This is a genomic window from Halomonas piscis (assembly GCF_031886125.1).
GTDB classification, from domain to species: Bacteria; Pseudomonadota; Gammaproteobacteria; order Pseudomonadales; family Halomonadaceae; genus Vreelandella; species Vreelandella piscis.
Genome location: NZ_CP119391.1, coordinates 1,850,194 through 1,861,954 on the forward strand (window position 1 = coordinate 1,850,194; position 11,761 = coordinate 1,861,954).

General features: G+C 65.8%; 9 protein-coding genes. 7 read left to right on the top strand and 2 right to left on the bottom strand.

The features are described from left to right. The first annotated feature begins 344 nt into the window (after nt 1-344). Complete coding sequence (gene gcvH / locus P1P91_RS08695; RefSeq protein ID WP_311881993.1) at nt 345-731, top strand: glycine cleavage system protein GcvH; 387 nt, start codon at nt 345-347, stop codon at nt 729-731. A 166-nt stretch (nt 732-897) separates the two neighbouring features. Continuing rightward, on the top strand, nt 898-3,858 hold the full coding sequence (gcvP, locus tag P1P91_RS08700; protein ID WP_311881995.1) for an aminomethyl-transferring glycine dehydrogenase: 2,961 nt from the start codon (nt 898-900) through the stop codon (nt 3,856-3,858). Between the two features lie 114 nt (nt 3,859-3,972). Here gcvP and P1P91_RS08705 read toward each other — a convergent pair whose 3' ends face one another. Further along, nucleotides 3,973-4,851, bottom strand: coding sequence for a LysR family transcriptional regulator (locus P1P91_RS08705; protein WP_311881996.1), 879 nt, complete (start codon nt 4,849-4,851; stop codon nt 3,973-3,975). Between the two features lie 131 nt (nt 4,852-4,982). Here P1P91_RS08705 and ppnN point away from each other — a divergent pair, with 131 nt between their 5' ends. Beyond that, nucleotides 4,983-6,365 carry a nucleotide 5'-monophosphate nucleosidase PpnN gene (gene ppnN / locus P1P91_RS08710; RefSeq protein ID WP_311881998.1) on the top strand — a complete coding sequence of 461 codons (1,383 nt, stop codon included), beginning with the start codon at nt 4,983-4,985 and terminating at the stop codon, nt 6,363-6,365. 79 nt (nt 6,366-6,444) lie between these two features. Here the strand turns inward: ppnN and P1P91_RS08715 are convergent, their stop codons facing one another. Further along, nucleotides 6,445-7,875 (bottom strand): sodium/glutamate symporter, encoded by a 1,431-nt coding sequence (locus P1P91_RS08715; protein WP_311881999.1) that lies wholly within the window; start codon nt 7,873-7,875, stop codon nt 6,445-6,447. Between the two features lie 257 nt (nt 7,876-8,132). Here P1P91_RS08715 and dctP point away from each other — a divergent pair, with 257 nt between their 5' ends. The 4 genes from dctP to P1P91_RS08735 all read left to right on the top strand — a co-directional run bounded on the left by dctP (nt 8,133) and on the right by P1P91_RS08735 (nt 11,737). Further along, complete coding sequence (gene dctP, locus P1P91_RS08720; RefSeq protein WP_311882000.1) at nt 8,133-9,182, top strand: TRAP transporter substrate-binding protein DctP; 1,050 nt, start codon at nt 8,133-8,135, stop codon at nt 9,180-9,182. A gap of 62 nt (nt 9,183-9,244) precedes the next feature. Next, nucleotides 9,245-9,703, top strand: coding sequence for a TRAP transporter small permease (locus P1P91_RS08725; protein WP_311882002.1), 459 nt, complete (start codon nt 9,245-9,247; stop codon nt 9,701-9,703). Beyond that, on the top strand, nt 9,700-10,977 hold the full coding sequence (locus tag P1P91_RS08730) for a TRAP transporter large permease (protein WP_311882003.1): 1,278 nt from the start codon (nt 9,700-9,702) through the stop codon (nt 10,975-10,977). Before P1P91_RS08725 ends, P1P91_RS08730 begins: the two co-directional genes overlap by 4 nt. Before the next feature lie 4 nt (nt 10,978-10,981). Further along, nucleotides 10,982-11,737 (top strand): M15 family metallopeptidase, encoded by a 756-nt coding sequence (locus P1P91_RS08735; RefSeq protein ID WP_311882004.1) that lies wholly within the window; start codon nt 10,982-10,984, stop codon nt 11,735-11,737. Nucleotides 11,738-11,761: the final 24 nt, after the last annotated feature.

Sequence of the window (11,761 nt, forward strand, 5' to 3'; positions counted from 1 at the left end):
GCCCGGGGCGCTCTGGCGGCCCTGGCAGAACCAACGGGCATTTGGCGTTGGCATACGAGCGGCTAGCGCCGCCGAGGCGCGCTTATTCTGAGTGCCTGAGCCGGCGTTGTCACGCCCTGTGAGGCGCGATAACGGCTTGAATTGCCGCCTTTTAGACCTATGTCGCACGGGCAGGAAAAGCGGCGGGGTCCGGGCCGGCCTGCCGCCTTGTTTTCGGGGTCGCCGAGCAATTTGTTTCCACCGGCAAACGCGGTAACATGGTCGCTACCCTTAGCCGCACGCGGCGCGACGCTTCCAACGGCGACGCCACACGACCACTTCCACGACGAAAAACAGGAAAGAAAATGAGCCAGGTTCCCGAGACTCTCCACTACGCCGAAAGCCACGAATGGGTGCAGGACAACGGCGACGGCACCGTTACCGTGGGCATCTCCGACCATGCCCAGGAGTCCCTGGGCGACGTCGTTTTCGTCGAGCTGCCCGAGGTTGGCCAGGCGCTTGCCAAGGGCGACGAGTTCGGCGTGATCGAGTCGGTCAAGGCCGCCTCCGACCTTTACGCGCCGATCAGCGGCGAGGTGGTCGAGGTCAACGAAGACCTCGAAGACGCCCCGGAAAGCGTCAACGAATCGCCCTACGAGGACGGCTGGATCATGAAGGTGCGTATCGACGGCGATATCGAGGGCCTGATGGACGCCGATGCCTATCAGGCAAGCATCGAGACCGACGCCTAGCGCCCGTACGTCCGGCAAAGCCTGTACGTTCGCAAAGCCCTTATGGCTAAACGTACCGCGTGCCTGCCGCCGCGCAGGCACGCCTTCCTGCCCGGCTTTTCTTTTTTGTCTGGAACCGTTCTCTGGAAACCATCTCTGGAACCCCCCTTCTCTGGAACTATGCCCTATGTCCGAGTTTTCTGCATCGCGGCCTGATTCACAGCGCTCTCAGGCTACCCCTCGCCTGGCGCAGCTGGCCGACCACGACGCCTTTATCCAGCGGCACAACGGTCCCGATGCCGAGGACGCCAGCGCCATGCTCGACGCCCTTGGCCTGCCCGACATGGCCGCGCTGATCGACAGCGCGGTGCCCCGCGACATCCGCCTGGGCCGCGAGCTGGAGCTGGAAGCCCCGCGCAGCGAAGTCGAGGCGCTGGACTACCTTGCCGGGCTTGCCGACCAGAACCGCGTGGCGCGCAACTTCATCGGCCAGGGGTACTACGGCACCCATCTGCCCGCGGTGATCCAGCGCAACGTGCTGGAAAACCCCGGCTGGTACACCGCCTACACCCCCTACCAGCCGGAAATTTCCCAGGGCCGGCTCGAAGGCCTGCTGAACTTCCAGCAGACGGTGATGGACCTGACCGGCATGGCGCTTGCCAACGCCTCGCTGCTGGACGAAGCCACCGCCGCCGCCGAGGGCATGGCACTTTGCCGGCGGGCCAACAAAAAGCACAAGTCCAACGCCTTCTTCGTCGCCGACGACGTCTTCCCCCAGACCCTTGACGTGCTCAGAACCCGGGCCGAGTGCTTCGGCTTCGAGCTGATCGTCGCCCCGGCGGACAGCGTCGCCGACCACGACGTCTTCGGCGCGCTCTTGCAGTACCCGGGCAACGGCGGCGAAGTCCGCGACATCGCCCCGCTGATAAAGGCCGCTGCCGCGCGCGGCACCATGACCTGCGTCGCCGCCGATCTCTTAAGCCTGGTGCTGCTCAAGGAACCCGGCGCCATGGGCGCCGACATCGTGCTCGGCAGCGCCCAGCGCTTCGGCGTGCCCATGGGCTTCGGCGGCCCCCATGCGGCGTTTTTTGCCACCACCGACAAGCTCAAGCGCTCGATTCCCGGGCGCATCATCGGCGTGTCGAAGGACAGCCGCGGCGACACCGCCCTGCGCATGGCCATGCAAACCCGGGAGCAGCACATCCGCCGGGAGAAAGCCACCTCCAACATCTGCACCGCCCAGGCGCTTTTGGCCAATATTGCCGGCTTCTACGCCGTCTATCACGGCGCCGAGGGCCTTGAAAAAATCGCCGGGCGCGTCCACCGGCTGACGTCGATCCTCGCCCGGGGCCTGGAGCAGGCGGGGGTAACCCTTGCCCACTCGCATTTCTTCGACACCCTGCGCCTGACCGGCGTGGAAGCCGGCAGCGTTCACGGCCGGGCGCTGAGCGCCGGGGTCAACCTGCGCTACTTCACCAGGGACGGAAGCGGAGACGATAGCGGCGATATCGGCGTAAGCCTGGACGAAACCTCTACCGCCCGGGACGTCGCCCTGCTGTGGGACGTCATCCTGGGCGAGGATCACCACCTTTCGGTCAGCGCCCTGGACGAGGCCGTCGCCGCGGACGCCGAGGCCGGCAAGGGGGCCATCCCCGCCGCCTGCCGGCGCGAAAGCGACTTCCTCACCCACCCGACCTTCCGCCGCTACCGCAGCGAAACCGAAATGCTGCGCTACCTGAAGCGGCTGGAAAACAAGGATTTGTCGCTCACCCACGCGATGATCCCGCTGGGCTCTTGCACCATGAAGCTCAACGCCACCAGCGAGATGCTGCCCATCTCCTGGCCGGCGTTTGCCCACCTGCACCCCTTCGCCCCCCGCGAACAGGTCACCGGCTACCAGCAGATGATCGACGAGCTGGCGGCGTTTCTCGAAGAGATCACCGGCTACGACCACATCTCCATGCAGCCTAACTCCGGCGCCCAGGGCGAGTACGCCGGGCTGCTGGCCATCCGCCGCTACCAGGCGGCACAGGGCGAGGCGCACCGCGACGTCTGCCTGATTCCCAGCTCCGCCCACGGCACCAACCCCGCCTCGGCGGCGATGCTGGGCATGAAGGTGGTGGTAACCGAGTGCGACGCCGAGGGCAACGTCGATCTCGCCGATCTCACCGCCAAGGCCGAGGAGCACCGCGAGCGCCTGTCGGCGGTGATGCTCACCTACCCGTCCACCCACGGCGTGTTTGAAACCCACGTCCGCGCGGTGTGCGACGTCATCCACGCCAACGGCGGCCAGGTGTACGTCGACGGCGCCAACATGAACGCCCAGCTGGGCCTTTCCCGGCCCGGAGACTTCGGCGGCGACGTCTCGCACCTCAACCTGCACAAGACGTTCTGCATTCCCCACGGCGGCGGCGGCCCGGGCATGGGCCCCATCGGCGTCAAGGCGCACCTGGCGCCCTACGTGGCCAACCACTGCGTCACGCCCATCGACGGCGTGGACCCGGCAAGCACCGCCGTGGCCGCGGCCGCCTTCGGCAGCGCCTCGATCCTGCCGATCTCCTGGGCCTACATCAAGATGATGGGCGCCCGGGGGCTGCGCGAAGCCACCGAGCTTGCCATCCTCAACGCCAACTACATCGCCAGGCGGCTGGAAGAGTACTTCCCGGTCCTCTACCGCGGCGAGAACGGCACCGTGGCCCACGAATGCATCGTCGACGTGCGCCCGCTGAAAAACGCGTCGGGCATCAGCGAGGAAGACGTGGCCAAGCGCCTGATGGACTACGGCTTCCACGCCCCGACCATGTCCTTCCCGGTGCCCGGCACGCTGATGATCGAGCCTACCGAGTCCGAGTCGCGCTACGAGATCGATCGCTTCTGCGACGCCATGATCGCCATCCGCGAAGAAATTGGCCGCGTGGAATCCGGCGAATGGCCGGGCGACAACAACCCCCTGGTCAACGCCCCGCACACCATGGCCGACCTTGCCGAGGCCGACTGGGAGCGCCCTTACTCCCGCGAGCTTGCCGCCTTCCCCACGGAAGCGGTCAAGGCGGCCAAGTACTGGCCCGCGGTCAACCGGGTGGACAACGTCTTCGGCGACCGTCAGCTGATCTGCTCCTGCCCGCCCATCGACGAGTACCGCGACTGACCGATCGCCTTTCGCCAGGCGTCAGCCAGGCAGCAAAACGCCCCGCCGGCCCTCCATCGCGCCGGCGGGGCGTTTTTATACGTCTCTCTTTTCAGCTCCCCCATTTCCTCCGCGCTATGCCAGCCGCTGCGCCTTGAAACCGTCGAGCAGTTTGGTATAGCGCCGGGGAAGCGCAGCATCCCGGCGATGGACCAGATACAGCTGCTCGTCCACCGAGTGCTCGAGGCCAAGCTCCTTCACCTGGCGCTGCCAGGGCGAGGTTTCCAGCACCAGCCTGGATACCACGGTAAAGCCGAGCCTCCGGGCCACGGCATCGAGCACCATGCTCACCTCGTTGGTAAACCCCTGGTGGCGAAAGTGCGTCATCGAACGAAACGACTCCGGATAGTTCGCGCGCAGCAGCGCCGTGGCCTGATTGATGCCGTCGTAGTAGTTGATAAAGCCGATGCCCATGAGGTCGGACAGCGTGCTGCCGGCGAAGTCCGCCGGTACCACCAGGCACAGCGGTTCCCGGTGCCACAGGGCGCAGTCAAGCTCGGGGTTCTTCACCGCCTCGGTGACGATGCCGACGTCGTGGCGGCCGCTGATCAGGTCGGCGACGATTTCGTGATTGAAGGCGAAGCTGTAGTTCACCGTGAGGTTGGGGTGCATCTGCTGCTGACCCAGCATGTAGGGGTAAAGCATCAGCCCCACGCTTCCCGGCGAGGCCAGGCGGCACTCGCCGCTGTCCAGAGAGTCGTCGTCCAGGCCGTGGCGGAACTGCTCGTGCTCGGCAAAAAGCTTCAGCGCGTAGTCGTAGGTGCGCCGCCCCTGCTCGGTGAGAATAAAGCGCCGGCCGTGGCGCTCGAGCAGAGGCTTTTTCAGGTAGTCTTCCAGCTTGCGGATATGCTGGCTGACCCCGGGCTGGGTCATTTCCAGCCGCTCTGCCGTACGCGTGAAGCTTCCGGTCTCCACCAGCGTGATGTAGGTGCGGAAATAATGCGCGTTGAACATAACGATCCGGCCTGCCCAAATAGCGCCCATCCTAGCACAGCGCGCCTCGACTCACGCCGGCCCCGCGCCCTGTCACGCCCGGGGCGGCATGCTACCATGGCGCATTGACTTGCTAACGGACCGCCCCCACGATGATTCACGCCCCCCGCCAACGCTCGACGATCACCAGCATCATCTCGCCGGAAGGCAGCCTGGAAGTGCTCTCCCAGCACGAAGTCAACCGGCTGAAGCGCACTTCGAAAACCGGGCTGCACGACCTTTTGCGCCGCTGTTCGCTGGCCGTGCTCAACAGCGGCATGCCCACCGACGACAGCATCGCCCTGCTCGAAGCCTACAAGGACTTCGACATCGAAGTGCTGCAGCAGGACCGCGGCATCCGTCTGAAGCTCACCAACGCCCCGGCCGAAGCCTTTGTCGACGGCCGCATGATCCGCGGCATCCGCGAGCATCTCTCGGCGGTGATTCGCGATATCGTCTACGTCTACAACGAGATCCAGCAGCACAACCGCTTCGACCTCTCCACCGCCGAAGGCACCACCAACGCCGTGTTCCATATCCTGCGCAAGGCCGGCGCCTTCCAGCCCAGCCGCGACCCCAGCCTGGTGGTGTGCTGGGGCGGGCACTCCATCTCCCGGGAAGAATACGACTACACCAAGGACGTCGGCTACCAATTGGGCCTGCGCGACCTGGACATCTGCACCGGCTGCGGCCCGGGGGCCATGAAAGGCCCGATGAAAGGCGCCAACCTCGCCCACGCCAAGCAGCGCCGCAGCGACAGCCGCTATCTGGGCATCTCCGAGCCCGGCATCATCGCCGCCGAGGCGCCCAACCCCATCGTCAACGAGCTGGTGGTGATGCCGGATATCGAAAAGCGCCTGGAAGCCTTCGTGCGCCTGGGCCACGGCATCATCGTCTTCCCCGGCGGGGTGGGTACCACCGAAGAGATCCTCTATCTGCTGGGCATTCTGCTCCACCCGGACAACGCCGACATCCCCTATCCGCTGATTCTCACCGGGCCGGCAAGCTCGGCGGACTACTTCAACACCATCGACGAGTTTCTGGTATACACCCTGGGCGAAGAGGTGCGCCGCTACTACACCATCATCACCGGCCACCCGGCCGACGTCGCCCGGCACATGCGCCAGGGCGTCGACGACATCACCGAGTTTCGCCGCTACCATCAGGACGCCTTCTACTACAACTGGCGGCTCAAAGTGGCGCGCGACTTCCAGGCCCCCTTCGAGCCCACTCACGCCGCCATGAAAGACCTGGCGCTGCACCGCAACCAGCCCACCCACGAGCTTGCCGCCCATCTGCGCCGGGCGTTTTCCGGCATCGTCGCGGGCAACGTCAAGGAAGACGGCATCCACGCCATCGCCGCCCACGGCCCCTTCGAGCTTTCCGCCGAACCCGAGCTGATGCAAAAGCTCGACGCCCTGCTCACCTCCTTTGTCGCCCAGGGCCGGATGAAGCTTGACGGCCAGCCCTACACGCCCTGCTACGTGCTCAAGTAGCGGGTAGCGCAACGACAAAAGGGCGGCCAGGCCGCCCTTTTGCATGCGCGGGTCAATGCCCGCCGGTGCCTGCGCTACCTCAGTCGTCGTGCTTTAGCCGCCCGAAGTAGAACAGGCCCGAGCCAAGCCCCAGCACTACTAGCGCGAGCATGGCGGCAAACAGCGGCCAGGGGCCGAAATTGTAGATGATGGGCAGCGCCAGGCCGGTGATCAGGCCGCCGCCGAAGAACGGCTCGAACACCATCTGCTTGTAGCCGAAGGCCTCGTAGGCCGGGGTTCTGTTGTCCGGGTCGGCAATCTTCATCAGAATCAGGCCGGTGGCGGTCACGCCCATGGACTGGCCGATATCGCCGATACCGCGCTCGAACCAGTACTTGGGAATGAAGCGCGGCGCCAGCCACAGGAACATGCCGATGTTCCAGGCCACGCCGGCCACGCCCAGCAGCAGGAAGGCGACGAAGTGATCGGCGATCACGGTCAGCGACAGGCTGGCGATAGCGGCCGCAATGAGTATATCCAGCGCGAAGCCCTGAATGCGCAGCATCAGATCGCGATCGAGCAGGTTGTTCTTGTCGAAGCGGGTGAGCACCTGCTGGACAACCAGCCCGCCGATCATCGCCAGCGGGAACAGCGGCACCGCGCCCAGCAGCTCCACGCCGTTGTCGCCGGCGCCCCAGGTCACGCTTTCGACCCAGGCCATGGCCTCGAGAATCCCCAGGCCGACAAGAATCGCCATGGCAATAAAGGCAAAATGCAGCGTCAGCGGCTCGATGGACTCGGCGCGCACGGTCATGTTGCCCGCCGGCACCGGGCGGTTTTCCTGGGCCACCAGGCCGCGGCGCTGGTCGTGGGGGATGCTGCCCACGCTCTGGTCGAGCACTGCGCTCTTGCCCCGGCGCACGCCCCAGTTGATGAGCACGATGCCGAACACGATGCCGGACACCACCCCGACCGTGGCCATGCCCACGGCCAGATCGGCGCCGTCGGCAAACCCCAGCTCGCCGAAGGTCTCCTGCAGGCCGGCGGCGGTGCCGTGGCCGCCTTCAAAGCCGATCTCGATGAGCGCGCCGGCCATCAGCGGCACGCCGAAGAACGGCCCCAGTATAAGCGCCACGATCAAAATGCCGATGACGTACTGGCCGGCGCCCAGGGTGACGCCAAACGCCAGCTGCGGCCCGGCCAGATTCCACACTCGCTTGAAGTTGGGCAGCGGCACGCCGAGCAGCAGCGTGGCAAAGACCACGTTGATCAAAAGGCCCGGCAGCTTGCTCCAGGTGTCGAGCATGGTTTGTGGAATCACGCCCTGAGAAAGCGGCGCCCCCTCGCCGCCGATCAGGCGCGCAAGCGCCCCGAGCACGTCGGGGCCCAGCAGCAGGCCCACGGCGCCGGCCAGTATCGACGCCGGCAGGAACAGCTGCTGCGCCGGGCGCCAGTGCATGCGTACCCATTTGCCGACGTACAGCAGTACCGCCAGCATGAGCAGAGAAAAACCAACCTGTTCGGCGCTCATCGTCACTCCCTCAACGTTGGAAACCACCGGCCGCAGTGTGCGGATGTTGGCGCCATGGTAATCGCGGCGCCGGCAGAATGCACGGCCCGGTTTTTCCGTGGAAAGCCGCGCCAATCGCACGCTCTCAGCCCGCGGGCGCCATCGCCCCGTGTGCCACGAACGTCGCATATACGCCGCCTGGTGATTACCTAGAGTAAAGGGTGAAAAGCTCACCGTTTGCCTGAACCAATAACGATAACAGCCTCAGGAGTCATCCCATGAAAGCGCCTTGCCTCAAACCCCTGGCAGCCGCCGCGCTGCTGACCCCGCTACTGGCCACCGCTCAGGCCGCGACCACCGTCGACTTGAGCTATAACGGCGCGCCCGACCCGGACAAAAACGCCGTGCACGCCTTTGCGACCCATCTGCAAACCCTGGTGAAGGAAAAGACCGACGGCGAGATCGAGCTCAAGCTCTACCCCAACAGCATGCTCGGCGAGGAGCAGGAGCGCATGGAGCAAACCATGAACAGCCCCTCGCTGAACGTGGCCTCCTTTGCCGGCATGTCGCCGGTGGTACCGGAAATCTTCGTCAGCGCCATTCCCTTCCTGTTTGACGACTTCGAGGACGCCCGGCGCTTCTTCGACGAAGGGGAGTACTGGCAGCAGGTGGAAGAGGACCTGCGCGAACGTGCCGGCCTCGAGCTGCTCGCGGTGGTGGAGGAAGGCGGCTTTCTGGCGTTTACCAACAACAAGCGTCCGATCGCCTCGCCTGAGGACTTCGAGGGCCTGCGCTTTCGCGCCATGGACCCAAGCCAGGTAGCGCTCTATGAAGCCTTTGGCGCCTCCGGCACGCCGATTCCCTGGACCGACACCTACATGGGGCTGAAAACCGGGGTGGCGGACGGCCAGATGAACCCGCCGATGTACATCATCCTTGGCAGCCTCAACGAAGTGCAGGACTACCTGACGCTGGCCAACATCCAGTACTCCGACCAGTTTTTGGTGGGCAACGCCGCGATGATCGACGGCTGGGACGACGAGCTGCGCCAGGCCTTCCTTGACGCCGTGGAAGAAGCCAACGACAGAGCCCGGGAATACAACGAAAGCAAAGTGGAGGAGCGCATCGCCTACCTCGCCGACAACGGCATGGAGGTAATCCGCCCGAATGACGACCAGCTGGCCGCCTTCCGCGAGCTTGGCCAGCCCGCCTACCTGGACTGGCTGAAAGAGCAGGACATCGACCCGAACTACATCGACACGGCCCTGGAAGACGCCGGCTTTGACGATGGCGACGTTGACGACAACGACGACAGCGATAGCCGATGAGGGGGCTGCTGCGCCGGCCGGCCGCCTGGGTTCGGCAGTGCTCCCTGTGGGCGGCCAGCGGCATGCTCGCCGTCAACCTTGTTGCCATCCTCTACGGCGTGTTCACGCGCTACGTCGCCGGCGGCGCGCCGATCTGGACCGACGAGCTGGGCCGCTACCTGATCATCGGCACGGTCATGCTCGCCACGGGAGCCGTGTGGATTGAAGGCAGCCACATGCGCGTTGCGCTCATCGAGCGGCTGTTGCCCCACCGCCTAGCCCGGCTGCTGTCCTGGTACCAGTGGCTGCTGACGCTTTTCCTTGCCCTGGCCGGCGCCTGGCTCGGCTATCGCTACGCGCTGTCGGTGGCGATGTTCACCAGCCAGGGGCTCGGCATCAGCCGCACCATCCCGGTGATGTCGCTGCCCGTGGGCTTTGCCCTGCTGGCGCTGCTGGCCGCCTGCCACGGCCCCCGGCCGCTGCCCACGCCCCACGAAGAGCCCCACGCCTCGTCTCCTTCCGACCCGGAGAGCGCGCCATGACGCTGACCATGCTCGCGGTGTTTCTGGTCCACGTGCTGCTCGGGCTGCCGCTGTTCGTCGCGCTTCTGACCACCGCCGCGGTCGGCTTTTTCTTCGTCGACCCGGGCATGATCCCGCGGATGATGCCGCAGCAGTTCTTCGGCGGTATCAACGCCTTTTCGCTGATGGCCATTCCGCTGTTTATCCTGGCCGGCAACCTGATGAACGCCAGCAAGCTGACCGACCGACTGATGGCCCTGGCGCGGCTCTTGGTAGGCCATTTGCACGGCGGCATCGGCCACGTCAACGTGGTCTCCAGCGTGTTCTTTGCCGGCGTCAACGGCTCGGCGGTAGCCGACACCTCGGCGCTGGGCTCGCTGCTGGTGCCGGCCATGCGCAAGGAAGGCTATACCACCGCCTTTGCCGCCGGGCTGACCGCCGGCAGCTCGCTGATCGGCCCCATTATTCCGCCGAGCATCTTCATGATCCTCTACGCCTCGCTGACCAACACCTCGGTGGGGGATCTGTTTCTGGCCGGCGTGATTCCCGGCCTGCTGCTGGGAGGCGCGTTCATGACCATGAATGCCCTATACGCCTGGCGCGTTCGCCTGCCCAGGCGCGCCGGCTTGCCCGGTACGCGGAAGCTCAGGCGCGCTTTTCTACGGGCGCTGCCGGCGCTGATTGCCCCCTTCATTATCGTGGCCGGCATCGTCATGGGGCTGGTCACGCCGACGGAGTCCGGCGCCCTGACCGCCCTTTACGTGGCGCTTTTCGGCGTGGCGGCGGGCCAGCTGACCGCTGCCGGACTGTGGAAGGCCATCGTTGACACCACCCGGCTGACCGCGGCCATCTTCGTCATCATGGCCGCCTCCAGCACCGTGAGCTGGCTGCTGTCCTACGCCCAGGTGCCCAGCCAGCTGGTCGAGCTGCTCACGCCCTATAGCAACAGCCCGGTGACCATTCTGCTCCTGCTGAGCCTGATCACCTTCATCACCGGCATGTTCATGGAAGAGGTCTCCGCGCTGATGCTGCTCACGCCGATCTTCGTCCCCGTTGCCGAGCTTGCCGGTATCGACATGGTTCACCTGGGGATTATCATCACCCTGAACATCACCATTGCGCTGATCACGCCGCCCATGGGGGCCTGCGTGTTTGTCGCGGCAGCCGTGAGTCAGCTGGAGATCACCGCGCTGTTTCGTACCATCTGGCCCTTTGTCGCCACCGCCATCGTCGTGCTGATCGCGTTGATTGTGCTCCCCTCGCTGGCCCTGTGGCTGCCCGCTCTTCTTGGATAACGTCATGCTTGAACCCGCCACCCGGCACACCACGCCCATTCCCTCGATGAAAGAGCCCGACTGGGCGACGCTGACCCATATTCCGATCACCGGCTCGTCGGAGCGGCTGGTGCCCGTTAGCCTGGCGCCGCCGCCGGTCCGGGTATTTCCCGCCTACGCGCGGATGGGCGTTCCCGGGGCGGTCAACGAGTGCTACCTGCGCGAAGGCGTCTACCGTCGCCTGCTGGCCGTGGCCCGCTCGCTGCCCGCCGGGCTGACGCTGCTGGTGCTCGACGGCTGGCGACCCTGGCGAGTGCAGCAATACCTGTTCGAAACGCTCTCCGAGGCCATCCGCGACGCCCACCCGGGTATCGACGAAGAGGCGCTGACCCGACGCACCCGGGAGTTCGTCTCGCTGCCCAGCACCTCGCTCGAGGCGCCAAGCCCCCACCTCACCGGCGGCGCGGTGGACGTCACCCTGTGCGACGCCGCCGACGGCCTGCCGCTGGACATGGGCACGCGATTCGACGAAGCCGTGCCCGCCTCCCACGCTGCCGCCCTGGAAAGCCGGCCGCCCTCCACCGCCCGGGACAACCGCCGGCTGCTCTACCACGCCATGCGCGCCCAGGGCTTCACCAATCTGCCCAGCGAATGGTGGCACTTCGACTACGGCGACCAGCTCTGGGCCCACTACCGCGGCGAGAGCCAGGCCCTGTACGGCCCGGCAGAGCTCGAAAGCATCGAAAACCGCTGGCGGCAGTCGCTGCGGCAAGGCCGGTGAGAAAAAACCGGCCGGCAAATCAGG

What these genes read in the sequence shown, in the direction of transcription:
- gcvH (WP_311881993.1), top strand. Translation starts at nt 345, where the DNA reads ATGAGCCAGGTTCCCGAGACTCTCCACTACGCCGAAAGCCACGAATGG.
- gcvP (WP_311881995.1), top strand. Translation starts at nt 898, where the DNA reads ATGTCCGAGTTTTCTGCATCGCGGCCTGATTCACAGCGCTCTCAGGCT.
- P1P91_RS08705 (WP_311881996.1), bottom strand. Translation starts at nt 4,851, where the DNA reads ATGTTCAACGCGCATTATTTCCGCACCTACATCACGCTGGTGGAGACC.
- ppnN (WP_311881998.1), top strand. Translation starts at nt 4,983, where the DNA reads ATGATTCACGCCCCCCGCCAACGCTCGACGATCACCAGCATCATCTCG.
- P1P91_RS08715 (WP_311881999.1), bottom strand. Translation starts at nt 7,875, where the DNA reads ATGAGCGCCGAACAGGTTGGTTTTTCTCTGCTCATGCTGGCGGTACTG.
- dctP (WP_311882000.1), top strand. Translation starts at nt 8,133, where the DNA reads ATGAAAGCGCCTTGCCTCAAACCCCTGGCAGCCGCCGCGCTGCTGACC.
- P1P91_RS08725 (WP_311882002.1), top strand. Translation starts at nt 9,245, where the DNA reads ATGCTCGCCGTCAACCTTGTTGCCATCCTCTACGGCGTGTTCACGCGC.
- P1P91_RS08730 (WP_311882003.1), top strand. Translation starts at nt 9,700, where the DNA reads ATGACGCTGACCATGCTCGCGGTGTTTCTGGTCCACGTGCTGCTCGGG.
- P1P91_RS08735 (WP_311882004.1), top strand. Translation starts at nt 10,982, where the DNA reads ATGCTTGAACCCGCCACCCGGCACACCACGCCCATTCCCTCGATGAAA.